Raw genomic sequence first — 25,961 nt, forward strand, 5'->3', positions numbered from 1 at the left:
CGGCGCCTGGGTCTCGGCCTGACACCCGACGGGGCAGAAGCAATAGAGGAAACCATGTCCGACTTTAGAAACTACCAGACGCGCATGGCGACGGCAGGTAGCCGCACCGACGCGTCGATCGACGAGGGCCTGCGCGCCTATATGCTCAAGGTTTACAACCTTATGGCACTTGGCCTCGTCATCACCGGCGTGGCCGCGTTCGGCACCATGATGCTGGCGACCACCAACGATCCGGCAACCGCCGTGGCAACGATGGGCAACGGCAAGATGCTGACCAGCCTTGGCGTCGCGCTTTATGGCTCGCCGCTGAAGTGGGTCGTCATGCTGGCCCCGATCGGTATGGTGTTCTTCCTGAGCGCCCGCATCCAGTCGATGAGCACTTCGGGCGCGCAGACCGCGTTCTGGGTCTTCGCCGGCCTGATGGGCCTGTCGCTGTCGTCGATCTTCCTGGTCTATACCAGCGCCAGCATCGTGCAGACCTTCTTCGTGACCGCTGCCGCCTTCGGCGCGCTGTCGCTGTTCGGCTACACGACCAAGCGTGACCTGACCGCCATGGGCTCGTTCCTGATCATGGGCGTGTTCGGCATCCTGATCGCGATGGTGGTCAACATCTTCCTCCAGTCGTCGGCCCTGCAGTTCGCCATTTCGGCGATCGGCGTGCTGGTGTTCTCGGGCCTGACCGCCTACGACACGCAGAAGATCAAGGAGATGTATTTCGACGGCGACGACGCGCTCGTTTCCGGCCGCAAGGCGATCATGGGCGCGCTGACGCTCTATCTCGACTTCATCAACCTGTTCTCGTTCCTGCTGTCGTTCCTGGGCAACCGCGAATAATCAGGTCTGGACCAGTGACATTCGAAGGGCGGCCTAACGGCCGCCCTTTTCATTTGTGCCAGGCTTTGCTCTAATGGAGGCAGAAAAATGGACTGCCTAAAAAATGAGCATAGTGATACGACACGCCTTGCCCGACGACCTCGACCGGATCACCGAGATCTATGCCGATGCGGTGCTCAACGGTACGGCGAGCTACGAGTTGGAGCCACCGACACGCGCTGACATGGGCACGCGCTACGATGTCCTGATGGACGGTGGCTATCCTTATCTCGTCGCCGAACGTGAGGGCACGATCGTCGGCTATGCCTATGCCGGTCCGTTCCGGGCCCGTCCCGCCTATCGTTTTGTTGTCGAGGATTCGATCTATGTGGCGCCCGATGCCAAGGGCGCGGGCATCGGCAAGGCATTGATGCAGGCGCTGATCGACGAATCGACGACGCTCGGCTTTCGCCAGATCATCGCCGTCATCGGCGACGGCCATGCCGACAGCGCCTCGGTGCGGTTGCATGAGCGGCTCGGTTTCCATCACACCGGGCGCATGGAAGGTTCCGGCTACAAGCATGGCCGCTGGCTCGACACCGTGTTCATGCAGCTGGCGCTGAATGGCGGGGCCACGTTGTCACCGGATCCGGGTTCGATGCCGGAGCGGCGTTTCAGGGCCAAGGGCGGCCAGGGCTGAGCTCAGTCTGTTCCACCGACAAGCGGCACGAAGCGCACCGCGACCAAGGTCTTTTGCGCGTAGTCGGCTTCGCCGTTTCGCACGATCTTGACCAGTTGCTGGTCGCCAAGCGGGCCAAGCGGCATGATCAGCCGGCCGCCGATCACCAGTTGCCGCTTCCAGGCTGGCGGGACGGTGCGCGAGCCCGCCGCCGACAGGATCGCGTCGAACGGCGCCTCCGCTTCATATCCGACCGTGCCGTCGCCAGAGATCACCTCGACGGTCGTGTAGCCCAGCCGGTGCAGGCGGTCTCGTGCAGCCGCCGCAAGCAGATCCACCCGTTCGATGGTGACGACACGACCGGCGATCTCGGCCATGACAGCTGCCGCGTAGCCTGACCCTGTGCCGATCTCCAGGACCTTGTCGCCGGCCTTGAGCTCCGCCGCCCAAGCCATCAGCGCCACGATGTAGGGCTGGGAGATCGTCTGGTCGTGATCTAGGGGAAGTGCCGTGTCGTCATAAGCGCGTTCGCGCAAGGCTTCGGGCACGAATTGCTCGCGGGGCACGGCATTCATGGCTTCCAGTACCGCCAGCTCGGTCATGCCGCGCCGGGCGATCTGGTATTCCACCATCCTGAGGCGTGCTGCCCGGTCGTCGATCATGGCCTTCCTGCCGTTGCCTTTTAACCGGGGCGAGGGCGCAAGGTTCCCCGGCTCGGCACCTGCCGTAGCGTCCGCATGATGCTGCAGCGCGACGACCCTTGCTGCATTGCACAAAATGCAAAGCTCCTATGCAATATCAACACTTTAAATCAGCCCGCAGCGGAGCTAGATATAGGTCATCGAATTTGTCGGGCCTACCTCCTCCCAGGGTTTCCGACGAATAGGTCAGCGCCTACCTCCTCCCAGACGCTGGCCACAAATACGACACCCGCCGGACCTCCTCCCCCGGCGGGTGTTGTTTTTTCAGCTCCCCCACACCGATATCTGCCCAGTCGCACGCACAGCGGCCGATGGACCACGTCAGGCCAAACCGCCGGACAGGATGCCCCGCGCGATCACTGGTGTGGCGCTCAGGTGGCCGATCGGGCTATAGCCAATGCCAAGCGTCTCACGGCGATGCCGTCGAGAAACGAGTGCGCTCCGGCCTGCCTCTGCCACAAGCACGGACATGGCCGAGCGCGGGTGAGGAACCGAGGAAAGGAATTCAGCATGAACGTGATGAGCGAAACGGCAGCGCTTCTGGAGCGGCTGGGTGTTGCAGGTACCGCTTTCAGCGGCGGCGACCTGATCGTGCGCAGCCCGGTGACGGGCGAGCAGATCGGTGCGCTGAGGTCGATCTCAACCGATGAAGCCGGTGCCGCCATCGGCCGCGCCGATGCGGCGTTCAAGGCCTGGCGCAACGTGCCGGCGCCAAAGCGCGGCGAGCTGGTGCGCCTGCTTGGCGAGGAGTTGCGTGCCGCCAAGGCCGATCTCGGCCGCCTGGTGTCGATCGAGGTGGGAAAAATCCCGTCCGAGGGTCTCGGTGAGGTCCAGGAGATGATCGACATCTGCGATTTCGCCGTCGGCCTGTCGCGCCAGCTCTATGGTTTGACCATCGCCACCGAGCGTCCTGGCCACCGCATGATGGAAACCTGGCATCCGCTCGGCGTCGTCGGCGTCATCTCGGCCTTCAACTTCCCCGTTGCGGTGTGGTCGTGGAATGCCGCACTTGCCTTTGTCTGCGGCAACTCGGTGGTGTGGAAGCCGTCGGAAAAGACCCCGCTGACCGCCCTTGCCTGTCAGGCGATCTTCGAGCGCGCGGCCAAGCGCTTCGGTGCGGATGCGCCCGAAGGCCTGTCGCAGCTGCTGATCGGCGACCGCGCCATAGGTGAGGTGCTTGTCGACCATCCCAAGGTGCCGCTGGTCTCGGCCACCGGCTCGACCCGCATGGGCCGCGATGTCGGCCCGCGCCTGGCCAAGCGTTTTGCCCGTGCCATCCTCGAGCTCGGCGGCAACAATGCCGGCATCGTTTGCCCCTCGGCCAATCTCGACATGGCGCTCAGGGCGATTGCCTTCGGCGCGATGGGCACCGCCGGCCAGCGCTGCACCACCATGCGCCGCCTGTTCGTCCATGACAGCGTCTATGACCAGCTCGTGCCCCGGCTGAAGAAGGCCTATGACAGCGTGTCGGTCGGCAGCCCCTTGGAAACGGCGTCGCTCGTCGGCCCGCTGATCGACAAGGCGGCCTTCGACGGCATGCAGACAGCGCTGAAGCATGCGGCCGAAAGCGGCGGCACCATCACCGGCGGCGCCCGCGTCGACCAGGGCCATGACGGCGCCTATTACGTCAAGCCGGCACTTGTCGAGATGCCGGGCCAGACAGGCCCGGTGCTCGAAGAGACCTTTGCGCCGATCCTCTATGTCATGAAGTATTCCGACTTCGACCAGGTGCTGGAACAACACAATGCTGTCGGCGCTGGCCTGTCGTCGTCGATCTTCACCCTCGACCTGCAGGAGGCCGAGCGTTTCTTGTCGGTCGAAGGCTCGGACTGCGGCATCGCCAATGTCAACATCGGCACCTCGGGCGCCGAGATCGGCGGTGCCTTTGGCGGCGAGAAAGAAACCGGCGGCGGCCGTGAATCGGGTTCCGACGCCTGGCGCGCCTACATGCGCCGCGCCACCAACACGGTGAACTACTCCAGGGCACTACCCCTCGCCCAAGGCGTGTCATTCGATATCGAGTGAAGGGGCTGCAAAGCAGCCTGACACATCTCAAGCGCCGTCCGCGAAAGCGGGCGGCGCTTTCGTTTGCCGGGTCAGAGGGCGAGGCCGGGGATGGTCCAGCCCGCCATCTCGGCCTGTGCCGACGGTGCGATCGGGATCAGCCGGCGTGCCTCGAGGTCGAAGCAGATGGCGACCACCTCCATGGCACCGAAGGCACGACCGGAAAACGGGTCGAGCATCCAATTGACGATCGCCATGGTGCGGCTGTCGGCGCAAGCGAGGCCGGAGCGCACCTCCCAGCAATCGCCATTGCCGGGCATGTCGTCGACCAGGATCAGGAATTCGAGCGCCGCGGCGCCGAAATGTGGTCCGCGTCGCTCGCGATGATGGGCGCAAAGCTCGCGCAACGGCGTGATGATGTTGCGGACACTGTCGCCGATGGCGCCGACGAAAGCCTGCGGCAACATGCGGCCAAACGGATCGCAGGACTGCTGCAGCACCGCACCCTGGCCGAGCCGGTGCAGGCCAAGGTGTTGCGCCCGCGCGCCCGACGCGGACGTCTTGGCCGGCGGCTTGCCGACGCTGCGCGGCATCGCCAGCCTGGGCGTCTCGACGAGTTCGCCAGCGACACGGGTGGCGAAAGCCTCCGGCCATGGGCTCGAAGTGCGGTCCACCGTGGCGACATGGCCAAGGCCGACGCGGAAGGTCGCGGCGCATTCGCCCGAAGCGCTGTCGAACATCATGGCGACGATTTCGGCGCTGTTGTCGCCGATGGCTGTGAAGCCGGCGGAAATATGCATCGAGCTGCCGGCGCGCGCCTCGCGCAGGAAACGAATGTGCATGGTGCTGACGGCAAGCGTCGTCACTGACGCCGGCGCGAACAGGCGGGGCAAGCCGGCAAGGCCGAACAGCATGGCGATGGCCTCCATGCAGCGCGCCACGTAAAAGCGCGTGTTCATGTGGCCCATCTCGTCGCATTCCCAGGTGGCGACGCCGCCGCGCCAGACATCGCGCTGCCCCGATATGCCTGCAGTCATGCCTTGTCCTCTCTGTCTGGGGATCAGGCGTAGCGGTTGCCGCGCGCCGGCTGATCGTCGCATCGGACGATACCCTGAGCTGCGCGATCTCGGGCGGACTCCGCGCGCCAGATCAAAGAATTTGTCGCAGCGTGGTCCAATTTCACAGCTAGGCCATCGATGGTATCAATGCCGCGTCTAAACGAAGGGTCGCGACGCTTGGTCGGATTTCGCCGCAAGGGAATTGGGTTCGGGGTCGCGCTTGCCGCGGCGCTGATGCTCGTCCTGCAGACGGTGGCCGGCGCGCTGGCGCTTGGCCAGGGCACGCCGCCGCTCGACATTTTTGGCAATCCGCTCTGCATCACCTCGGCGAGCGGCCACACCGCACCCGCCAGGAGCGACCATCCAAGCCTGCCGCAATGCTGTACGCTTGGCTGCAACATGGTCTCGGTGACCACCGGTTCGCCGCCCGAGGGCGCAGGCCTTCCGGTCGTGCGTCCGCTTGAGGCCACGATCGTTTTCGCTTCCCCGAGGCTCGATCCGTCGATCACGCCGGAGCACGACCCCGGCAATCCGCGCGCCCCGCCTGTGGTCTGATACGGCCTGCCGGCTAGAGCTTTTGACGCAATTCCGCACGGAAAACCGCTCCGCACTTTTCCTGGAATTGCCCTGGCGACCGCCGCACGACATCTCCCTACACAGCTTATTTTGCGCCGCATGCGTCGGCGCTCCTTCAAGACACAGGAGTCTTCCATGACCCGTTCCGTTCGCGCCCATGCGCGCCCGCTCTTCCGCAGCCTGGAAGAGCGCTTCGGCATCGCCGTATTCGCGCTGCTGCTGCTGTTCGCCTCGGCCCATCAGCTGTTTGCCCATGGCTTCAAGGCCGGCGATCTCGAGATCGGTCATCCCTGGTCGCGCGCCACGCCGGCCGGTGCCAAGGTCGCCGCCGGCTACCTCACCGTCAAGAACACCGGCGCAGTCGCCGACCGGCTGGTGTCGATCCAGTCGGACGTTTCCGCGAAGGCCGAGATCCACGAAATGGCCGTCGACGCCAAGGGCGTGATGACCATGCGCCAGGTGACCGGTGGCGTCGAAATCCCGGCCGGCAGCGAAGTCGCGCTCAAGCCGGGCGCCTACCACATCATGTTCATCGGCCTGAAGGTGCCGGTCAAGGAAGGCGACACGTTCTCTGCTACACTGGCCTTCGAGAAGGCCGGAACGGTGACTGTCGAGTTCCAGGCCGACAAGATGGGCGGCCAGAGCCAGGACCATTCGGGTCACTGACATCATGGGCACGCGCTGTTCTTCCCTGACCGGGGGCGGCATGGCCGGCGACAGCGCGCGCCTGCTTGTTCTTTTGTGCGCCTTCGTGCTGGCCGGCATCGCCTTCTTCGGGGCGACGCTGGCGGCAAGCGCCCATGCCTCGCTGCTGCGTTCGGCGCCGGCCGAGGGCGCCGTGGTTCAGTCCGCACCAGCCGAAATCGCGCTCGGCTTCAGCGAGAGGGTCACGCCGCTCGTCGTCGAGCTGCTTGCGCCCGACGGCGGCTCGACGCGCCTGACCGCCAAGGCTGCCGGCGCCGACATGGTGATCGCCTGGCCAGCGTCGCCGGCCGCCGGCACCTACCTGCTTTCCTGGCGGGTCGTGTCTTCCGACGGGCATCCTGTCGCCGGCGTGCTGGCATTTTCGGTCGGCAGCCCCAGTGCGATGCCGCCCCAGGCGCCCGAGGCGAACGACAAGACGCTGCACTTCGCCATCTGGAGCGCCAAGCTGGTGCTCTATCTCGGCCTGGTCTTCGGCGTCGGCGGCGCTTTCGCGCTGGCCTGGCTTGCGCCTGGCAGACATTACGGCATCGGACCCATTGGCCTGTTGCTCGTTATGGGCCTCGCCGCCGCACCTGTCTCGTTAGGGTTGCAAGGACTCGATGCGCTGGGCGCGCCGCTCAATCTGTTCGGAAGTACCATGTCCTGGCAGGCCGCGGCGGCCACCAGCTATGGCTTCACCGCGGCGATCGCCTTCATGGCGTTGTCGCTCGCGCTGATCGCCATGGCCGCCGACGCAAGGCTGGCGCGCTGGCTGTCGCTCGCCGGCGTTGTCGGCGTCGCGGCGGCACTCGCCGCCAGCGGCCACGCCAGCGCCGCCGCGCCGCAATGGCTGACCCGGCCGATGGTGTTCGTCCATGGCGCAGGTATCGTCTTCTGGGCCGGGGCGTTGCTGCCACTGGCCTATGCCTGGCGCGAGGGCGGCGAAAGTGCTGAGGCAGCGTTGCGGCGCTTTTCGGCGACCATTCCCTATGTCGTGGCAGCACTGATTGGCGCCGGCCTCGTACTGACCGTCATCCAGGTCAGGGCGCCCGCAGCGCTCTGGAGCACGGATTACGGCCTGCTCCTGTTGGCAAAGCTCGGATTGGCCGCTGCTCTGCTTGTGCTCGCCGGCTTCAACCGCTGGCGCTTGACCAGACCCGCATTGGCCGAGCAGGTGGGCGCCCAACATTTGCTGGTGCGCAGCATCGTGATGGAGGCGCTGTTGATGGTCGCGATCCTTGGCGTCGTTGCCGGTTTCCGCTTCACCCCGCCGCCACGCGTGCTGGCCATCGAGGCAGCCGAACCCGCCGCGATCCACATCCATACTGCGGAAGCCATGGCCGACCTCGCCATCAGCCCCGGCCATGCCGGCACGGTCAGCGCTTCCATTGTCGTCATGTCGGGCGATTTCGGCCCGCTCGATGCGCGTGGCGTGACGCTGACGCTGAGCCAGCCCGGTTCCGCCGAGATCAGTGCTGCCGCACACAAGCCCGGCGATGGCACCTGGCGCATCGACAGCCTCGACCTGCCGTCGGCAGGCACATGGAACGTCGCCATCGACGTCGACATATCGCAGGGGCAAGCGGCGACGCTGAACGGTGAAGTCGCCATCAGGCCGGCCACCGGCTGGTAGTCGATACGGACGATGCCGCACCCGTAACGCCGCCTATCGTCCGGGCATTGTTTGCGAAATGCCCGGGAGTGCGCGCATGAAAATCCTCATCATTGGCGGAACGGGCATGATCGGCGGCCACACGGCCGGCTATCTCAAGGCGCAGGGCAACGAGGTGGTGCTGGCGGCACGCAAGCCAGCACCCGAATCGACTGCGATGGCTGCTTATCCGACCATTTTTGGCGACTACACCAAGGGTGATTTCTCGGCTGCCGATCTCGCGCCCTTTGACGGCATCCTGTTTGCCGCCGGCAACGATATCCGCCACCTGCCCAAGGGCGTCGACGAAAACGAGTTCTGGACCAAGATGCAGATCGAGGGCGTGCCGACCTTCGTTGAACTGGCGCGCAAGGCCGGCGTGCGCCGCGTCGTCCATATCGGCAGCTACTATCACCAGGTCATGCCCGATCTCGTCGAGACCAACGCCTATGTGCGCGGCCGCAGCCTAGCCGACGAGGGTGTGCGCGCGCTTGCGACCGGTGATTTCAACGTCTCGACGCTCAACCCGCCGTCGATCGTCGGTTATGTCGAGGGCCTGCCGACCAAGCGCTACGAGACGCTGATGGCCTATGCCCGTGGCGAGACGCAGCTGCCGATCTTCGCCCCGCCGGGTGGCACCAACTACATGTCGGTGCAGTCGCTGGCCGAAGCGATCTGGGGCGCGTTCCAGCGCGCCGAGAGCGGCAAGGCCTATCTGGTTGGTGACGAGAACCTGACCTTCCAGCAGTATTTCCAGTCGCTGTTCGACGCCGTCGGCAATCCGCACCGGGTCGAAGAGCGCAACGAGGAGCATCCGCTGCTGCCGGATATGTTCATCGTGCCGGGCCGTGGCAATATCCTCGCCTACGAGCCGGACCTCGAGGAGACCAAACTTCTCGGTTATCGCCGCAACGACGTGCAGCGGGCGCTGCGCGAGGTGTTCGCCCAGGTCTCCGGCGGTTGAACCGGGAAGAAAAGCATGGCCGACAATAAGGCAGACCTGCTGATGGAAGTGGCGCTCAGGCGCGTGTCGGAGCGCTATGCCTACGCTGTCGACTCTGGCGACGGCGATTTGCTCGCCGCGCAGTTCACAGCTGATGGCGTGGTGGAATCGCCACGTGGAAAATTCGAGGGGCACGAGCAGATCCGTGGCATCCCGGCGATGGTCGCCGGCCGCTACCTCAAGACCTTCCATGCCGTGCTCAACCAGATGGTCCGGCCGATCGAGGGTGGCGCTGCGGGCGAGACCTACTGCATCGCACGCCACTATTTCCGCGATCCTGCCGGTCGCTACCTCTGCTACGAGATGACCATCCGCTACCTCGACCGCTTCGCCCGTACCTCCGATGGCTGGCGCCTTGCCAGGCGTGAACTGGTGGTCGTTGGCACCCACACCCATGAAGCGCAGGAAACGGCGGCTTAGCCGCCAGGCGCCCAATCCATCGACTGCGGAGGACAGCATGCCCGACGAAATCCTTGGCCTTGCCGGAAAAGTGGCGCTGGTCACCGGCGGCGGCGCCGGCATCGGCCGGGCGACAGCCGAACTCTATGCCCGTGCAGGCATGAAGGTCGCAGTCGCCGAGATCGACCCGGCGCGTGTCGAGTCGGTACGCGAGGCATTGGGGTCCGACCACCTCGTCGTCGAGGCCGACGTGCGCAAGGCAGTCGACGTCGCACACCTGATCGAGGCTGTGCGCGGCCGCTTCGGCCGGCTCGACGTGCTGGTCAACAATGTCGGCGACTATCTTGGCTTCAAGACGCCGTTCGAGCAGTCGACCGAGGAAGAATGGACCGCGCTCTATCACATCAATTTGCTGCACATGTTCCACGTCACCAAGGCGGCAATCCCGCTGATGCGTGCGGGCGGACAAGGTGGCAGCATCATCAACGTCTCGACCATCGAGGCCTTCCGCGGCATCCCGACGACGGTCGTCTACTCGGCCTTCAAGGCGGCGGTCACCGGCTTCACCCAGAGCCTGGCTGTCGAGCTTGGCCAGCACGGCATCCGCGTCAACGCGATCGCGCCCGAGACCACCAATTCGGCGCAGATCGTGGCGACCCCACGCGTGCCGCAGGAGAACCTCGAGCATCTGAAGCGTTGGTTCCCGATCGGCCGTTTCGGTGAAGGTTCGGATTCGGCGGGAGCTGCATTGTTTTTGGCGTCGGAGGTGCTTTCAGGCTGGGTTTCGGGCACGACAATCCATGTCGATGGCGGCGTGCTTGCCGCTGGCGCCTGGATGCGCATGACCAACGACGCCTGGACGCACCTGCCGGTGATCCAGTCCGACGGCTACACGCCGCGGCCGCAAGCGCGCTAAGCCTTCCTAGGCGGCGCTCGACCGCTGGGCGAATTCGCGCATGTTGCCCGGCGCCTCGTTGCGGCCGACGAGGCTTGCGATCTCCGACAGCGGCAGCGGCCGGCCGAACAGGAAACCCTGCATCTCGGCGCAGCCTTCGGCGCGCAGGAACTCGAAGTTCTCCTGCTTTTCAACGCCCTCGGCGAGGACCGGGATTTGCAGGTCGTTGGCAAGCAGGATCGTTGCCCTGACGATCGCCGCGGCCGCGCTGTTGTTGGCGACGTCCTCGACGAAGGAGCGGTCGATCTTGACCCTGTCGAAGGGAAAGATCTGCAGCGTCGACAGCGAGGAATAGCCGACGCCATAGTCGTCCATCGCGATGGTGACGCCGAGTGCCTTCAACTGGCGCACGACATGCAAGGCGCGTTCGCGGTCCTCGATGATGCTGGCTTCGGTGATCTCGAGCTCCAGTCGCGAGGCGGCGAGGCCGGTCGATAGCAGGGTCTCGTGCACGACCTTGGTCAGGTCGGCCTGGACCAGTTGGGCCGCGGCGATGTTGACGGCAATCTTGTAGGGTTTGCGCCACGTCGCCACCTCGGCGCAGGCGGTCTTCAGCACCCATTCGCCGATTGGGAGGATCAGGCCGTTTTCTTCGGCGATGGGGATGAACTCTTCGGGCGCCACGATGCCGCGTTCGCGATGGTGCCAGCGCAGCAGCGCCTCATAGGCGGTGACCTCGCCAGTCTTCACGTCGAGCTGGGGCTGATAATACAGCTCGAATTCATCGCGCTCCAGCGCGTGGCGCAGTTCCATGGCAAGCGCGCTGCGCTCGCGCCGGCCTTCGTCCATCGAGCGGTCATAATAGCAGACCTTGTCGGTCACCCCGCGCTTGGCGCGGTACATCGCAAGGTCAGCGGCGCCAATCAGGTCGTCGGCATCGCCGGCGTGATCGGGATAGAGGCTGACACCGACGCTGGCACCGACCGACAATGTCTTGGCCTTGTTCTGGATCGGGTCGAGCACGCTGGCGACGAGGCGACGCACGAAGCTGTCGACCTCTTGCCTTGAGGAGACATCCTGCTTGACGGCGACGAACTCGTCGCCACCGACACGCGCCACCAGTTCGCCAGGGCCGGTCAGCGCCTTCAGCCGGTTGGCGAGGGTCATCAGCAGCAGGTCGCCTGCGTTGTGGCCGTGGACGTCGTTGATCTCCTTGAAGCGGTCGAGGTCGACGACGATCACCGCGGCCTCCTTGCCGGCGTCGGCGCTGCGCTTGAGCATGGCGGGCAGGTTGTCGGACAGGAAGGCGCGATTGGGCAGGCCGGTCAGCGGGTCGTGCTGGGCGGCATGGCGGAAGCTGTCGACCAGTTCGCGCTGCGATTTGGCGTCCATCACATAAAGCGTCAGCCCGGCAATGATCGCCATGGTGGCAAGCACCAGTACGGCCAGGAATTCGCTCGAAAACACTTTGTCCGGTACTGGCACCGAGGGATCGGGCACGATGGTGGCAGCGCCCATGGCTGTGAAATGCATGGCGCAGATGGCGAGCACCAGGGCAACGACCGACAGCGGCTTGGCGTGGCGGACGCGCTGCCGCGCCGCGAGATGCATGGCGAGTGCGCCAAAGGCCACGGCAAACAGGATCGAGGCCTCGACCAGATTGGCGTCCCATTCGATGCGGCCGGCAATCTCGAAACCGCTCATGCCGGTGAAATGCATGGCAACGATGCCGAGGCCGATAACCGCGCCGCCTGTTTCGACCGGCAGTCCGTTGGGCGGGCTCGCGGAAAGATGCAGCCCGGCGGCGGTGAAGGCGACGGCGATGACCAGCGAGGCGATGGTCAACAGCGGGTCGAATGCGGCGTCGAAAGGCAATTGGAAGCCGAGCATGGCGACGAAATGGGTGGTCCAGATCGCGGCGCCACAGGCAATGCCGGAAAGCATGATCCAGGAGGAACGGGCGTCGGATGAGAGACGAGAGGCGCGTTCGAACAGCCGCATCGTCATGGCGGCGCCCGCGACACAGACGATCGCCGCAACCACGACAAATGAATAGTCATGCTCGTAAGCAAGACAGGAAATGACCCTGAACATCGTCACGCCCCCACACCCGCCAACACTGCCTGGCCGGCCCCGTAGCCAAGTCTCCTCCCGAAAGGTGAAAGAAATTACTAATTTAGCAGCGCTTTTGTTCGCGTCATGCGGCTATCGTCAGGAGGCGCATGCAACGATATCGAGGTGCTCCGCAACTGGCCCCGGGCGCCAGACGCCGCTTCATGCTTGCGGCAACGCGGTTGCGAACCGCGCGGATATCCCTGACAACTGGCTGTCTCAGTCGAAGGAGCAGGGCATGGCCGAGGGCAAGACCAAACGGTTCGAAGCGACGCTGACCGCGTTGCGGGGCATTCTCATTGTCGCGGCGGCCTTGGTTGCCTTTTTCTACCCGGCGCAGGCGGTGCAGTTGCTGGTGCTTGTCGGTGGCGGGCTGCTGCTCGTCGATGGCGTGCTGGGCATGGTGACGATCGACCGTTCCGTGCCGCGAACGACCGGCCAGACGCTCGGGCTGACCCGCAATCTCTTGTCGATCGCGGCGGGCGTGATCGTCCTTGCCAGTGGCTTTTTGGCCAGCGTCTTCACCTTGTCCGCGCTGACATGGATCGTCGGCCTTCTGGCTTTGCTGGTTGGCCTGATCGAGATGGCATCGAGCTTTCTCGACAGCGATCGCCAGACGAGGCTCTGGCCGACGCTGGTCGGCGGCGCTGTCTATGCCGCCTTCGGCCTGGCGCTGATGTTCGTGCCGCTCAGCAGTGCGGCGACGCTGATGCGCTTCGCCACGATCCTGATGCTCGCTTACGCACTGCTGCTGTTTTACCGCGCCTGGCGCATCCGCGCGGCGAGGTGACCAGCGCGCATTTGAGCGCGCTCCAAGTTTTTTGAACCTCGTGCTTTCCGAGAATCGGAACCTATTTTCGGGCCGATGCGCTGGCAAAGCCGGTGAGGAAGGCGGTGAGGTTGTCACCGAGCGCGTCGCAGAGATAGCCGCCTTCCTGGACGATGACGGTGGGCAATCCAAGCCTGGCGATCGCTTCGGCGATGCGCGCAAAACCCGGTGTCGTCACCGACAGCCCGCCGAACGGATCGCCTTCGAAGGCGTCGAGCCCGAGCGCCACGACAAGCGCGTCAGGGGCGAAGGCCTGGATGCGGCGATTGGCGTGGTCGAGCGCTTCGAGGAACTCGACATCGCCTGACTTGCGCGGCAAGGGCAGGTTGTGGTTGTAGCCGAGGCCGGCACCTTCGCCGCGCTCGCCGGCATGGCCCCAGAAGAACGGGTAGAAGCGGCTCGGGTCGGCATGCAGCGACACCGTCAACACGTCGGCCCTGTCGTAGAAGATGCCTTGCGTGCCGTTGCCATGATGCAGGTCGACATCGAGGATGGCGACACGTGAAGCGGTGGCCCGCAGTCGTTGTGCGGCGATGGCCGAATTGTTGAAGAAGCAGAAGCCGCCGGCGACATCGGCAAAGGCATGGTGGCCGGGCGGTCGACATAGCGCATAGGCAGCCGGTTCGCCCGACAGCACGGCTTCGGTGGCGGCCACCGCGCTCCAGGCGCTCCAGCAGGCGCTGTCGAAGGTTTCGGCCGAGATCGGGCAGGCGGTGTCGGCCATGTGGTATCCGGCCTGGCCGGCAGCACCAGCCGGGTAAGTGCCGTTGCGGGCAAACGGATGGATATTGGGGATCACTTCGGCCGAGGCGCCTTCCATGCGCTGCCAGCGCTCGAAGATATAAGTCAGGAACTCGATATATTCCGGCGTGTGGACCGCGGCGATCGGGCGGAGGCCGTAACTGGCCGGGCGGTGGATCGTCGAGCCTGCGGTACGTGCGCCCAAAAGCAGGCGCTCGACCCGCTCGGGCTGTTCCGGATTGGGCTTTTGCGCCCCCATCGACAGGAAGGCCTTGGGATCGTGGCGCTTTTGCTCCTCGGCATAGAAGGTCTTCATTGGGGCTCCCCCGTCGTTTCGCTCAGCGCCGCGAATGTTGGTCCGCTGGCAATGTAGGATCTCTGGTCGCTCGTCCAGGCGAAGCCGAGCCTGGTGTAGAAGGGATGTGCGCGCGCGTTGTCGTCATCGACCGCCAGCCGCATGTAGACGCCGCCTCTGTCCCGGCAAAGCCTGGCGACATGGCGCAGCAGCTGCGCGCCGATGCCAAGGCTGCGGAACTGCCTATCGACAAACAGGTCCTGCACAAAGACGCCGGGGCGGCCATACCAGGTCGAGAAAACAGGGAAGAACAGGCACATGCCGGCGAACGCGCCATCCACCTCGGCGATGACAGCGGCGAAGGCCGGGTTTTCGCCGAAGCCGAAACGCCTGATGTCGTCTTCGGTGCAGGCGACGCCGTCAGCCTCGCCGACATGTTCGGCGAGCCCGATGATCGCCTTCATCAGTGATGGCGAATCGTCCGCTGTTGCTGGGCGGATGGAGACGGCGGTTGGCCGTGCCTCGGTGGGGATGCTCATTCGCGCAGTTCCGCTTCTGGACGCGGAATTGATAGCATCCGAGCCGGCGCTGGCGAGGGGGATTCAGCCTGTGGCCGCAAGCATGGTGCCGTCATGGCCCGATGCTGGAGCCATACCGGCACGTCGAACAACGTTGTGGCAGCTTTGACTTAGGCTTCCACCAGCTTCAGGCGCTTGTCGAAGACGCCAAGCACGCGGGCCAGTTCATGGCCGCGCTTGAGGATCAGCCCACCGGCGGCAACGACCGAGAAGGCGCCCTGCTTGCGGGCGAGTTTGGGATCCTTGACGATCTGGAACAGCGGGGTTTCGCTGGTGCGGCGAAAGACCGAAAAGACGGCGCGGTCGCTGAGATGGTCGATGGCGTAGTCGCGCCACTCGTTGGCGGCAACCATGCGTCCGTAGAGCCTGAGAATCTGGTCGAGTTCCCGTCGCTCGAATGCCACCGGGAGATCCTGGCGCTCCCGACGGGCCTCATGGAGCGGGATCAAAACCGCGGATGTCTCGCCATCCTCCGCCCCAGCACCGCGATCGGTCATCAATCGTTCCCTTGCAGAACACGACTTCGGCTCGTGCATGGCCCCGAAATCGGAAACGATTTTCGGAAAGGATCATGCACAGACTCAAACTGTTACAGCGTCCTTTGCGCGTCCAAGTGGGACGCGCGGTGCTGTAAGAATCGCGCATTCGCACCCGAATTGCAACCCGGGAGGGCGAAGCAACAGCTGTATGAAGAGTGTCGGATGGCTTGCCGCAACGGTAACGTTTGCGAGACAGACTGTCGGAATTGGTGATGACTCGCCACATTCCTGCCGTTTTTTATCCGCGCTGACGCCCCATTGTCCGACGAATTTACCCTCGTTGCCTGAGACGGTTCGGTCCGGCACCGGCTCGTAAACCCCAAGCCCCCCGCCCACGGGCTAGAGTCGGATCGAACCAACCTCGGTTCCTTTTCAGGACCAGGTGCGACGATCCCAAAATCTGAAGCCGACGTCTGGCCACAAGCCTGCGTCGGCTTTTTTGCGTTACAGCGCTGGGACCGGCTTGCGCACCACCGCAGCGCCGAGGATCGGGCCAGGCACACCATCCTTGCCGACGGCCTGCAACAGCACGGCGCAGCCGCCCTTCTTTTCCACTTCGCTCTTGGGCAGCTCGAACCGCTGCGTCTGGCCGTGCCACATGCCGGCGGTGTGCAGGTCGGTCACGGCATTCCAGTAGGTGACGCTGCGGCCCTTGTTTTCGCCTTTCTGCAGGTCGACGACCTGCGGTGGCTGATAATGCACGATCACCACATGGGCGGGACTGGCCGGGCCCTTGGCGGCGCCGACCTCGATGGTGAAGGTATCGCCATTGTCGGTCACCTTGAGGTCGACATTCATGCCCTGGCCGGTCTCGGCGAGGTTGTCGAGCGCACCGGTCACATCCTCGCTCTTGGCGCCGTTGACGTGGGTTCGGCCATTGATGACGGCCTGGGGCGTGTAGACCGAGCGTGCGCCGAAGGCGCGCATATAGGCATATTGCCGTTCGGTGTTGTCGTTGCTGCCGAGCTTGTCTTGCCAACCGAGATAGTCCCAGTAGGTGACGTGATAGGCGAGCGCCACCATGTCGTCTTTGGCGGCGAATTTGGCAAACAGCTCATCGGCTGGCGGGCAGGAGTTGCAGCCCTGGCTGGTGAAGAGCTCGATGACGCCGAGCGGGCGCGCCGTTGCCTTGGCTGTCGAGTCGGCATGCGTCGCGCCGGTAAACCCGGCAAAGGCCAGCGCCACGGCCGCCAGCCGATAATATCTGCGAAACTCCATGACCGATCCAGATCTTCAGCCGACGTAAGCGGCTTTTTTGTAGTTGCTGAAATATGTGGCAGAAGCGTCATTCAACGGGAAGTCACGTTGCGGTGAAATTTCCAACAAATGGAGTTTCCGCTGCGTCAGCCTGTCGGGACAAATTACCATTATGAAAATGGCCTCGTGGCGGTAGAATTGAACCCTGGTGAGGCAAGGTGATGCTGGAACAGTTCAGCCAACATCTCGATCTTTATTGCGAGCGCACTGACATCGGTCTGTGGGCCGAGCCATTCAATGCCTTGAGCAATCTCGCTTTTTTCGCCGCCGGCCTGTGGGGCGTCTACGAGGCGCGCCGGCGCAAGGCGGGTATTTTCGCCGAGGTGCTGGGCTGGTGGGTGGTGGCGATCGGCATAGGCTCGGCGTTGTTCCACACCTTCGCCACCGAGGCGACCAAATGGGGCGACATCCTGCCCATTGCCGGCTTTACGCTCGCCTATTCGCTGTTCAACCTGCGCCGCTTTGCCGGCATGGCGTGGCCCAAGGCGCTGGCGATCTTCTTCGGCTTCTACATCGTTGTCGGTTTCGTCACCTACATGGTGCCGGACTGGTTGCGCGTGGCCTCCAATGGCACCACCGGCTACCTGCCGCCGTTCCTGGCACTGATCTTCTTCGGCGGCGTGGTCATCGCCAATGGCAGCCGCGCGGGCTGGTACAACATCGCCGCTGCTGCGATCTTTCTGGGTGCCGTCACATGTCGGGTCATGGACCCGCTGGTCTGCGACGCCTTGCCGATCGGCACGCATTTCATGTGGCACGTGCTCGACGGGCTGATGCTTGGTGTGCTGCTTGCCGCAACGACGCGCTACGGCAAGCCCCGCACAGGGTGGGCAAGCGATGAAAATCGTGCGCGTATGGCGGCGGACCAGGCCTTATCCGGCCAGTGAAGCCACCGGTTCGGTGTGCCTTTCGGCCCAGCCGTCGAGCCATTCGGCTCCTTGCATCTCGATCAGTCGCGACGACGTGCGGTCGAACTCGAAGGCCTCGTGGCCGCGTTTGCCGGCATAAAGCTTGTCGGGTGTTGTCGCCGCACTGATCACCAGCCTGATGTGCTGGTCATAAAGCGTGTCGACCAAAAGGATGAAACGCTTGGCCTCGTTGCGGTTGGCTTCCGCCAAAACAGGCACATGGTCGACGAAGATGGTCTTGTAGTGGGCGGTGATCGCGAGATAGTCGCGCGCGGCAAGCGACTTTTCGCACAGATCGGCGAAGGAAAAGCGCGCGCATCCATCAACCGCCGCCGGCACATGCACCTTGCGGCCCTTGACCGCGACGGTGGCCGGTTCGGTGGCAGCGCTATGGGTCACTGTTGCCCAGGCCTTGTCCATCGCCTGGTCGGCAACCTCGCCCAGCGGGCTGATGTAGACCGGCACGCGGTCGAGCTTTTCGAGCCGGTAGTCAGTGTCGGCATCGAGATTGAGCACCCCGGTGTTGTGCTCGAGCATGCCGATGAAGGGCAAAAACAGCTGGCGGTTGAGGCCGTCGCGATAGAGATCGCGGGGTGCGACATTGGAGGTGGCGACCAGCACCACGCCAAGCCCAAACAGCGCCGAAAACAGCCTGGACAGGATCATCGCATCGGCGATGTCGGTGACCGAGAACTCGTCGAAGCACAGCACCCACGCCTCTTCGGCAAGTGCCGCCGCAACCGGCGGGATCGGGTCGTCGTCGCGCGAGGTGCCGTTCTTGCGTGCCGCCCGCTGCTTCTGGATGCGGTCGTGCACATCGGCCATGAAGTCGTTGAAGTGGACGCGGCGCTTGTGCTTGACCGGCACCAGCTCGAAGAACATGTCCATCAGCATGGTCTTGCCGCGGCCGACGCCGCCATGGACGTAGAGGCCCTTCACCGGCTCGCGCTGCGGCTTGCGCTTGGCGAACAGCCAGCCCAGCGCGCTCGATTTGCGCGCCAGCCTCTTGTCGGAGATTTCGTCGATCAGCCGGTCGAGTGCGGCCACGATCGTTAGCTGTGCCGGATCGCGGCGGATGCTGCCCAGCTCGACCAGATGGTCGTAACGCTGCCTGACGGTCACATGGGTCTGGAGGCCGTCACGCAGGTGCATGGTTCACTCTGGCACGAATTCGAAAGTCCCCTTGCAGTGCCGCGCGCCCGACAGGGCGCGCCAAGGATGCTGAGCACCTTGAACCTATGCATGATCCTCTTTCGAAAATCGATTCCGATTTTCGCGAGCATGCCCTAGCGGTTGAGCGAAATCGGCAGGCCGTTCGAGGTCTGGCCGTCGAAGCGGCCCTCGCCCGATGAATAGAGCCTGGCCAGCGGTGCGCCGGCTTCATCGAACAGGGTCAGCTGCTTGCCGGCGACGTTCCATGACTTGACGCCGTCGATCGGTGCCGGGCAGCGCAGCGGGCCGGCGCGGAAGCCCTGGCCGAATTTGGTCTGTGGCGTCGCCACCTTGCAGCTCTGGCCCGAAACCGAAGCGCTCCACACGCCAGCCACACTCGTTGCGGTGATGTCGGGTGCGTTGGCTGCTGCGGCGCCACCGTCGGCGGGCAAGGCCGCGACCTGGGTCTGCTGCTGCGGGGCTGCCGGGAACTGCGAGGCGCCGGCGGCACCTGGCGTCGAGGGTGGCGGCAACTGGCCGCTGGTCACCGTGCCAGCGGGTGCCGCGGGCAGCGGGGCCGGTTGGGTGTCCATCGACGAAAGGCGCGTGCTGTTACAGCCAGCGGCCGCCAGAAGCGCCACCAGCGATGCGGCCAGCAGGCCGGTTTTCGAAAAAGCCATTGCATTCCCTCCGTGGGGCAGTTCTGGGGGCGCCCCCGCGCGATCGACAGTTCGCCTCTAAAGCGGCGAAGTTGGCAGAATTTCAACCTGATATGGTTAAAATAGGGTTTGCATATGAAATTGTTGCAAAATTACCTCAATAGGCCGGCGCGCCGCGAGACTGGTAATTCGACGATGTTTCCGCCATATAGGCCCCAAACAGCCGCGAGACTTACCGACCATGGCCATTGAGGCCCCATTCGCCAAGATGAACGGGCTCGGCAACGAGATCATTGTTGCCGACATGCGCGGCCGCGCCGACCGCGTCACGCCTGCCGCGGCGATCGCGTTGGCTGCCGATGCGGCGACCAAGTTCGACCAGATCATGGCGATCCACGATCCGCGCACGCCGGGCACGATCAACTATATCGAGATCATCAATTCCGACGGCACCCATGCCCAGGCCTGTGGCAATGGCACGCGCTGCGTCGTCCAGGCGCTGGCCGCCGAGACCGGGCAGAAGGTATTCACCTTCGAGACTGTCGCCGGCATTCTCAATGCCGAAGAGCATGAGGACGGCCTGATCTCCGTCGACATGGGCATTCCGCGCTTCGGCTGGCAGGACATTCCGCTGGCCGAGGAGTTCCGCGACACGCGCGCCATCGAGCTGCAGATCGGGCCGATCGACGCGCCGGCGCTGCACTCGCCATCGGTTGCCTCGATGGGCAATCCGCACGCCATCTTCTGGGTCGACGAGGACGTCTGGTCCTACGACCTCGACCGCTTCGGGCCACTGCTCGAAAACCACCCGATCTTTCCCGAGCGCGCCAACATCTCGATCGCTCAGGTGACCTCGCGCGAAACGCTGAACCTGCGCACCTGGGAGCGCGGCGCCGGCCTGACGCTCGCCTGCGGCTCGGCGACCTGTGCCGCGGCCGTCAGCGCTGCCCGCACCGGCCGCACCGGCCGCACCGTCACCGTCACCGTGCCGAGCGGCGGGGTGCTCAAGATCGACTGGCGCGCCGACGACCACGTGGTCATGACGGGTCCCGCGGAATGGGAATTCTCCGGCAACTTCGACCCGGCCAGCGGCGCCTGGCGCCGCGAGCAGCAGGACGTCGCCTGATGGCCGTCGACGTCGTCACCTTCGGCTGCCGCCTCAACACCTACGAATCCGAGGTGATGAAGCGCGAGGCCAAGGCCGCCGGGCTCGACGAGCTCAAGGGTGGCGCGGTGATCTTCAACACCTGCGCTGTAACCAGCGAAGCCGTGCGCCAGGCCAAGCAGTCGATCCGCAAGGCGCGGCGCGAAAATCCCGACGCCCGCATCATCGTCACCGGCTGTGCCGCGCAGACCGATCCGGCCGCCTTCACCGACATGGCGGAAGTCGACCTCGTGCTCGGCAACGAGGAAAAGCTCAAGTCGCACAATTATCGCGCCTTGCCCGATTTCGGCATCAACGACTTCGAAAAAGCCCGCGTCAACGACATCATGAGCGTGCGCGAAACCGCCACGCATATGGTGGACGCCATCGAGGGCAGGGCGCGCGCCTTCGTCCAGGTCCAGAACGGCTGCGACCATCGCTGCACCTTCTGCATCATCCCTTATGGCCGCGGTAACTCGCGCTCGGTACCGATGGGCGCCGTTGTCGAGCAGATCAAGCGGCTCGCCGGCAATGGTTACGCCGAGGTGGTGCTGTCGGGCGTCGACATGACAAGCTATGGCGCCGACCTGCCCGGCGCGCCGCGCTTGGGCAAGCTGGTCAAGACGATCCTGCGCCAGGTTCCTGATGTGCGCCGCCTGCGCCTCTCCTCCATCGATTCGATCGAGGCCGACGAAGACCTGCTTGAAGCCGTCGCCAGCGAAAGCCGGCTGATGCCGCATCTGCATCTGTCGCTGCAATCGGGCGACGACATGATTTTGAAGCGCATGAAGCGCAGGCACCTGCGCGACCAGTCGATCCAGTTCTGCCAGGACGTGCGGAGATTGCGTCCCGACATCGTCTTTGGCGCCGACATCATCGCCGGCTTCCCGACCGAGACCGACGATATGTTCGAAAATTCGATCCGCATCGTCGAGGAGTGCGGGCTGACCCATCTCCACGTCTTCCCGTTCAGCCCGCGCGAGGGTACGCCCGCCGCGCGCATGCCGCAGGTCCGCCGCGACATCGTCAAGCAGCGCGCGGCACGTCTGCGTGCCGCCGGTGAGGCTGCCTACAGGCGCCACCTCGAAAGCCTGGTTGGCACGCGCCAACAGGTGCTTGTCGAACGTGAAGGGCTTGGCCGCACGGAAGGCTTTAGCCTCGTCGCACTCGATCAGGGCGCGCCGGGCGAAATCATAGAAGTCGACATCGCCGGGCATGACGGCGAGCGGCTCACAGCGGCACCGGCCGCCGCGCGCGCGGCCTGACGAAAGCGACCGCATGGCATTCGGGTTCATCAAGAAAGTCTTTTCCTTCGGCAAGAAGGAAGCTGTCGAGCAGCCGGCCGAGGACGAGGTCCTGCCGCCGCTGAATTTCGACGCGCTCGAAGCGCTGAGGCCGGCCGAGGAAATTCCGCCGACGCCGCAAACGCCCGTTGTCACTGATGCGCCCGCCGCCCCGGTCGAGGAGCCGAAGCCGGAACCTGCACCGGCAACGCCGCCCTCGGTGCCCGAGCCCAAGCCGGCCGAACAGCCGGTGCCGGTCGAGCCCGCACCGCAGCCCGCTCCGCCGGAGGAGCCCAAGCCCGAACCCGCGCCGGAAGTGCCTGCCGTCGAGCCGGAAAAGCCTGCCGAGCAGCCAGCGCCTGCACCGAGCCCGGTCGAGCCCGCGCCCGCGCCAGTGGAGGTTCCGGCGCCGTCGTCAGAGCCATCGATGCCTGCGCTGCCCGAGGAAATCCCGGCCCAGCCAGTGCCTTCGGCGCTGGAGCCTGCGATGCGTGCTCCCGAGCCGGTCGCCGCGGAACCTGTCGTCGAATCGCCGGAGCCTAAGTCCGCAATCCTCGCCGTCGAGCTGGGTGCCGCCGAGCCGGTCCTTGAAGCGCCTGAGCCCGTCGCCGTCGACGTGCCGCAACATGCCGATGCCTTGGCCGAGGACGAGCAGCCGGTTGCCGCGCTGCGCGAGGCCGCCGTCTCTGAGCCTGTGCCGGTTGAAGCTGTTTCCGTCGAGCCCGCTGCACCCACACCAAAGCCCGCTGCCGGCAAGGTGACCGTCCAGAAGAAGGTCGAGCAGAAGACCGAAATCGTCGAGGAGGCTGCACCTGCGCCGAGGCAGAGCTGGTTCCAGCGCCTGCGTCATGGCCTGTCGCGCTCGTCGAAGGAGCTGTCGGGCAACATTGCCGGCATCTTCACCAAGCGCAAGCTGGACGAAGACACGCTGCAGGACCTCGAAGACGTGTTGATTCGCGCCGATCTTGGCGTCGAGACTGCCCTTCGCGTCACCGATGCGCTCGCCGCCAGCCGCTATGGCAAGGATGTTTCCGACCACGAGGTCCGCTCGATCATGGCGGTCGAGGTCGAAAAGGTCCTGAAGCCGGTGGCGATGCCGCTTGAGCTCGATTTGTCGCACAAGCCACATGTCATTTTGGTCGTCGGCGTCAACGGCACTGGCAAGACCACGACCATCGGCAAGCTCGCGGCCAAGCTCACCGAAGGCGGGCTGTCGGTGATGCTGGCTGCGGGCGACACCTTCCGCGCCGCAGCGATCGAACAGCTCAAGATCTGGGGCGAACGCACGAAGTCACCGGTCATCGCCTCGAAGCTCGGCGCCGATGCCGCCGGACTTGCCTATGACGCGTTCGAAAAGGCCAAGGAGGCCGGCTCGGACGTCCTGATCATCGACACCGCCGGCCGGCTGCAGAACAAGACCGAGCTGATGGCCGAGCTCGAAAAGATCGTGCGCGTGCTCGGCAAGCTCGACCCCGAGGCGCCGCATACGGTGCTGCAGACCGTCGACGCCACCACCGGCCAGAATGCGCTCAACCAGGTCGAGATCTTCCGCAACATCGCCGGCGTCAACGGCCTGGTCATGACAAAACTCGACGGCACGGCGCGCGGCGGTATTTTGGTCGCAATCGCCGCCAAACATAAGCTGCCGGTCTATTTCATCGGCGTCGGCGAACAGGTCGACGATCTCGAACCCTTTTCGGCAAGCGATTTCGCCAAGGCGATCGCAGGAGTCGCCTGACCTATGAATGCACCTATCCTCGAAAGCGATCCGACGGACCCCAAGTCCAAGAAAGAAGACGTCAGCCCGCTGCTCAAGCTGGTGCTGGAACTCGGGCCGCTGGTCGTCTTCTTCTTTGCCAATGCGCGCGGCGAATGGCTGGCGCAGAAGTTCCCGGCACTGGCCGAGCTTGGCGGACCGATCTTTATCGCCACCGGCCTGTTCATGGCGGCAACGGCCGCCGCGCTGATTGCCTCGTGGCTGCTGACGCGGTCGCTGCCGATCATGCCGCTGGTCTCGGGCGTCGTCGTCTTCGTCTTCGGCGCGCTGACGCTCTACCTGCAGGACGACGTCTTCATCAAGATGAAGCCGACAATCGTCAACACGCTGTTCGGCGTGATCTTGCTTGGCGGCCTGTGGTTCGGCAAGTCGCTGCTCGGCTATGTCTTTGCCTCCGCCTTCCGCCTCGACGCCGAAGGCTGGCGCAAGCTGACCTTCCGCTGGGGCCTGTTCTTCCTGTTTCTTGCCGTGGTCAACGAGGTTGTTTGGCGGTCTTTCTCGACCGACACCTGGGTGGCTTTCAAGGTCTGGGGCATCATGCCGATAACCTTGCTCTTCACTTTCAGCCAGATGCCGCTCATCATGCGTCATTCGCTCGAAGAGTCGAAGTAGGGGGGGCCATGGAATTCATCGCCGACAGCGAGGCCTTGCGTCAGCATTATCGGATGCCCGGCGACGGTGCGGTGAGGAAGGAACTTCGCCACCTCGACCATCACGCCAAGAGTTTCCTGGCGCGCAGCCCGTTCGTGCTGGTCGGCTCGTCCGACGACAGGGGCAACGCCGATGTCACGCCCAAAGGCGACAAGCCGGGCTTTGTCGCGATCCTCGACGATAGCACTATCGCCATTCCCGACCGGCCCGGCAACAACCGGCTCGACACGCTTGAAAACGTTCTGGTCAACCCGGCTGTCGGCCTGCTGTTCCTTGTCCCGGGCATGAACGAGACGCTGCGCATCAATGGCGAAGCGCGCCTTACCGCCGATCCGGCCTTGCGCGAACAGCTTGCCGCCGAAGGCAGGCCGCCTGTCACCGTCATGATTGTCGCCATTAAGGCCGTCTACATGCACTGCGCCAAGGCGTTCATGCGCTCCGAACTTTGGGCACCCGCGACCTGGCCCGACCGCGCCAGCCTGCCGACGCTCGGACAGATCCTGCGTGACCAGCTGGCAATTGCCGACAATGCCGAAACGCTCGACCGCTCGCTGGACGAGTCCTATCGCAAGAGCATGTGGTAGCGTCGCTGGATACGATTCGTCCGACGCGGCCACCTTGCTTTGATCGACATTCTCGCCATTTCCGGCAGCCTGCGCGCTGCCTCCACCAACCGGGCGCTTGTTGCTGCCTTGGCGCGCAATGCGCCATCGGGTTGCCGTGTCAGCGTCTATGACGGTCTTGGCCGCCTGCCGATTTTCAACCCCGATGACGAGGGCGGGCGCACGCCAGGCGAGGCGACAACGTTCATCGATGCCGTTACGCGAGCCGACGGTGTGATCGTGTCTTGTCCTGAATACGCCCATGGGGTGCCGGGCGGGCTGAAGAATGCGCTGGATTGGCTGGTTTCACGCGATGCCGCCGTCGGCAAGCCTGCCATGCAGGTTCACGCCTCGCCGCGATCACAATTTGCCCGCGCCGCCCTTGCCGAGATCATGAAGACAATGTCCTTCGACCTTTTCGACGGACCAGAGCTGACCATCACGCTGCTGGGCAAAAGGCAGCACGAGATGGACGAGGTCCTCGCGGACGTCGTCAACATCGCATCGATGCGGGACACGCTGTCGGCGTTTTCCAGCTTTGTTCGCGCGCGTTAACCCGCCATGCGTCCCGCGCATTGCTGCGTTGCAGCATCTTATTTTGCGGCGCAATAGTTCCTATGTCATCATCGGATTGATCAGGGAGGTCAGTTTTCGCCGCATCTTGCGGCGCGATGAAAGGAACCTGCCATGTTTTTTGACAACCTTCTGAGCCGTGCCCGCGAAAGCGCTTCCAAGCGCAAGCAGTACAAGCGCCTCGTGGCCGAGATCGACGGCTTCTCCGGTCGTGACCTGGCCGACATGCGCGCCGACCGCAGCGAGATGCTGTACCAGGCCTACAAGCACGTTTACGGCTAAGGCCTAACCGTTAGATCAGGCCGGCCGATATCTGACCGGCCGTTGCGACAAGGCGCTTGGGCACCCTAAGGGATGCCCAAGCGCCTTTTCTGTTGGCGGTGTCGCTGAAGTTGTAG

The 25,961-nt window shown here is 64.5% G+C and carries 27 protein-coding genes; 18 read left to right on the plus strand and 9 right to left on the minus strand.

The genetic code is table 11. From position 1 onward, the window contains the following. The first annotated feature begins 54 nt into the window (after positions 1-54). Both ACHMW7_RS05120 and ACHMW7_RS05125 read left to right on the plus strand, forming a co-directional pair. The gene (locus tag ACHMW7_RS05120) at positions 55-834 is read left to right on the plus strand and encodes a Bax inhibitor-1/YccA family protein (RefSeq protein ID WP_395449262.1); all 780 of its coding nucleotides are present in this window, start codon (positions 55-57) and stop codon (positions 832-834) included. Between the two features lie 103 nt (positions 835-937). Next, positions 938-1,513 (plus strand): GNAT family N-acetyltransferase, encoded by a 576-nt coding sequence (locus ACHMW7_RS05125; RefSeq protein WP_395449263.1) that lies wholly within the window; start codon positions 938-940, stop codon positions 1,511-1,513. Positions 1,514-1,515: 2 nt separating this feature from the next. On the opposite strand, the gene ACHMW7_RS05130 is transcribed toward ACHMW7_RS05125, so the two are convergent. After that, complete coding sequence (locus tag ACHMW7_RS05130) at positions 1,516-2,154, minus strand: protein-L-isoaspartate(D-aspartate) O-methyltransferase (RefSeq protein WP_395449264.1); 639 nt, start codon at positions 2,152-2,154, stop codon at positions 1,516-1,518. A 549-nt stretch (positions 2,155-2,703) separates the two neighbouring features. On the opposite strand from ACHMW7_RS05130, the gene ACHMW7_RS05135 reads away from it, so the two are divergent. Then, positions 2,704-4,218, plus strand: coding sequence for an aldehyde dehydrogenase family protein (locus tag ACHMW7_RS05135; protein WP_395449265.1), 1,515 nt, complete (start codon positions 2,704-2,706; stop codon positions 4,216-4,218). A gap of 71 nt (positions 4,219-4,289) precedes the next feature. Here the strand turns inward: ACHMW7_RS05135 and ACHMW7_RS05140 are convergent, their stop codons facing one another. Beyond that, entirely contained in the window at positions 4,290-5,234 is a 945-nt protein-coding gene (locus ACHMW7_RS05140; RefSeq protein ID WP_395449266.1) for an acyl-CoA thioesterase, read from the minus strand. Positions 5,235-5,432: 198 nt separating this feature from the next. On the opposite strand from ACHMW7_RS05140, the gene ACHMW7_RS05145 reads away from it, so the two are divergent. The 6 genes from ACHMW7_RS05145 to ACHMW7_RS05170 all read left to right on the plus strand — a co-directional run bounded on the left by ACHMW7_RS05145 (position 5,433) and on the right by ACHMW7_RS05170 (position 10,484). Further along, positions 5,433-5,810: a hypothetical protein gene (locus tag ACHMW7_RS05145; protein WP_395449267.1), complete on the plus strand. Its 378-nt coding sequence runs from the start codon at positions 5,433-5,435 to the stop codon at positions 5,808-5,810. A 156-nt stretch (positions 5,811-5,966) separates the two neighbouring features. After that, a complete protein-coding gene (locus ACHMW7_RS05150; RefSeq protein WP_395449268.1) occupies positions 5,967-6,497 on the plus strand; it encodes a copper chaperone PCu(A)C in 531 nt (176 codons plus the stop codon). Between the two features lie 40 nt (positions 6,498-6,537). Continuing rightward, entirely contained in the window at positions 6,538-8,148 is a 1,611-nt protein-coding gene (locus ACHMW7_RS05155; protein WP_395449269.1) for a copper resistance CopC/CopD family protein, read from the plus strand. 76 nt (positions 8,149-8,224) lie between these two features. Continuing rightward, a complete protein-coding gene (locus ACHMW7_RS05160; protein ID WP_395449270.1) occupies positions 8,225-9,130 on the plus strand; it encodes an NAD-dependent epimerase/dehydratase family protein in 906 nt (301 codons plus the stop codon). A gap of 15 nt (positions 9,131-9,145) precedes the next feature. Next, positions 9,146-9,589 carry a nuclear transport factor 2 family protein gene (locus ACHMW7_RS05165; RefSeq protein WP_395449271.1) on the plus strand — a complete coding sequence of 148 codons (444 nt, stop codon included), beginning with the start codon at positions 9,146-9,148 and terminating at the stop codon, positions 9,587-9,589. Between the two features lie 37 nt (positions 9,590-9,626). Next, complete coding sequence (locus ACHMW7_RS05170) at positions 9,627-10,484, plus strand: SDR family NAD(P)-dependent oxidoreductase (RefSeq protein WP_395449272.1); 858 nt, start codon at positions 9,627-9,629, stop codon at positions 10,482-10,484. A gap of 6 nt (positions 10,485-10,490) precedes the next feature. Here ACHMW7_RS05170 and ACHMW7_RS05175 read toward each other — a convergent pair whose 3' ends face one another. Beyond that, positions 10,491-12,557 carry a putative bifunctional diguanylate cyclase/phosphodiesterase gene (locus ACHMW7_RS05175; protein WP_395451268.1) on the minus strand — a complete coding sequence of 689 codons (2,067 nt, stop codon included), beginning with the start codon at positions 12,555-12,557 and terminating at the stop codon, positions 10,491-10,493. A 256-nt stretch (positions 12,558-12,813) separates the two neighbouring features. Between ACHMW7_RS05175 and ACHMW7_RS05180 the strand changes: the two genes are divergently transcribed. Then, entirely contained in the window at positions 12,814-13,365 is a 552-nt protein-coding gene (locus ACHMW7_RS05180; protein ID WP_395449273.1) for a DUF308 domain-containing protein, read from the plus strand. A gap of 61 nt (positions 13,366-13,426) precedes the next feature. Here ACHMW7_RS05180 and ACHMW7_RS05185 read toward each other — a convergent pair whose 3' ends face one another. From ACHMW7_RS05185 to ACHMW7_RS05200, 4 genes are all read right to left on the minus strand, one after another. After that, a complete protein-coding gene (locus ACHMW7_RS05185) occupies positions 13,427-14,461 on the minus strand; it encodes a histone deacetylase family protein (RefSeq protein ID WP_395449274.1) in 1,035 nt (344 codons plus the stop codon). After that, positions 14,458-14,979, minus strand: a complete 522-nt coding sequence (locus ACHMW7_RS05190; RefSeq protein ID WP_395449275.1) for a GNAT family N-acetyltransferase — start codon at positions 14,977-14,979, stop codon at positions 14,458-14,460. Before ACHMW7_RS05190 ends, ACHMW7_RS05185 begins: the two co-directional genes overlap by 4 nt. Before the next feature lie 149 nt (positions 14,980-15,128). Next, on the minus strand, positions 15,129-15,515 hold the full coding sequence (locus ACHMW7_RS05195) for a DUF2794 domain-containing protein (protein ID WP_395449276.1): 387 nt from the start codon (positions 15,513-15,515) through the stop codon (positions 15,129-15,131). Between the two features lie 486 nt (positions 15,516-16,001). After that, positions 16,002-16,775, minus strand: coding sequence for a DUF1223 domain-containing protein (locus ACHMW7_RS05200; protein WP_395449277.1), 774 nt, complete (start codon positions 16,773-16,775; stop codon positions 16,002-16,004). 200 nt (positions 16,776-16,975) lie between these two features. Between ACHMW7_RS05200 and ACHMW7_RS05205 the strand changes: the two genes are divergently transcribed. Then, positions 16,976-17,701, plus strand: coding sequence for a ceramidase domain-containing protein (locus ACHMW7_RS05205; protein ID WP_395449278.1), 726 nt, complete (start codon positions 16,976-16,978; stop codon positions 17,699-17,701). Here ACHMW7_RS05205 and zapE read toward each other — a convergent pair. Next, positions 17,687-18,874: a cell division protein ZapE gene (zapE, locus tag ACHMW7_RS05210; protein WP_395449279.1), complete on the minus strand. Its 1,188-nt coding sequence runs from the start codon at positions 18,872-18,874 to the stop codon at positions 17,687-17,689. The genes ACHMW7_RS05205 and zapE overlap by 15 nt on opposite strands. 134 nt (positions 18,875-19,008) lie before the next feature. Further along, positions 19,009-19,554 (minus strand): protease inhibitor Inh/omp19 family protein, encoded by a 546-nt coding sequence (locus ACHMW7_RS05215; RefSeq protein ID WP_395449280.1) that lies wholly within the window; start codon positions 19,552-19,554, stop codon positions 19,009-19,011. A 220-nt stretch (positions 19,555-19,774) separates the two neighbouring features. Between ACHMW7_RS05215 and dapF the strand changes: the two genes are divergently transcribed. The 7 genes from dapF to ACHMW7_RS05250 all read left to right on the plus strand — a co-directional run bounded on the left by dapF (position 19,775) and on the right by ACHMW7_RS05250 (position 25,845). Continuing rightward, positions 19,775-20,659, plus strand: a complete 885-nt coding sequence (gene dapF, locus ACHMW7_RS05220) for a diaminopimelate epimerase (protein WP_395449281.1) — start codon at positions 19,775-19,777, stop codon at positions 20,657-20,659. Next, on the plus strand, positions 20,659-21,942 hold the full coding sequence (gene mtaB / locus ACHMW7_RS05225) for a tRNA (N(6)-L-threonylcarbamoyladenosine(37)-C(2))-methylthiotransferase MtaB (RefSeq protein WP_395449282.1): 1,284 nt from the start codon (positions 20,659-20,661) through the stop codon (positions 21,940-21,942). The genes dapF and mtaB overlap by 1 nt, the downstream gene beginning before the upstream one ends. 13 nt (positions 21,943-21,955) lie before the next feature. Next, positions 21,956-23,698 (plus strand): signal recognition particle-docking protein FtsY, encoded by a 1,743-nt coding sequence (ftsY, locus tag ACHMW7_RS05230; protein ID WP_395449283.1) that lies wholly within the window; start codon positions 21,956-21,958, stop codon positions 23,696-23,698. Between the two features lie 3 nt (positions 23,699-23,701). Further along, a complete protein-coding gene (locus tag ACHMW7_RS05235; RefSeq protein WP_395449284.1) occupies positions 23,702-24,349 on the plus strand; it encodes a septation protein A in 648 nt (215 codons plus the stop codon). Between the two features lie 8 nt (positions 24,350-24,357). After that, positions 24,358-24,972 carry a pyridoxamine 5'-phosphate oxidase family protein gene (locus ACHMW7_RS05240; RefSeq protein WP_395449285.1) on the plus strand — a complete coding sequence of 205 codons (615 nt, stop codon included), beginning with the start codon at positions 24,358-24,360 and terminating at the stop codon, positions 24,970-24,972. 39 nt (positions 24,973-25,011) lie between these two features. After that, the gene (locus ACHMW7_RS05245) at positions 25,012-25,545 is read left to right on the plus strand and encodes an NADPH-dependent FMN reductase (protein ID WP_395449286.1); all 534 of its coding nucleotides are present in this window, start codon (positions 25,012-25,014) and stop codon (positions 25,543-25,545) included. Between the two features lie 132 nt (positions 25,546-25,677). Beyond that, positions 25,678-25,845 (plus strand): hypothetical protein, encoded by a 168-nt coding sequence (locus tag ACHMW7_RS05250; RefSeq protein WP_395449287.1) that lies wholly within the window; start codon positions 25,678-25,680, stop codon positions 25,843-25,845. Positions 25,846-25,961: the final 116 nt, after the last annotated feature.

Source organism: Aminobacter sp. UC22_36 (genome assembly GCF_044056035.1).
In the GTDB taxonomy this organism is placed as follows: domain Bacteria; phylum Pseudomonadota; class Alphaproteobacteria; order Rhizobiales; family Rhizobiaceae; genus Aminobacter.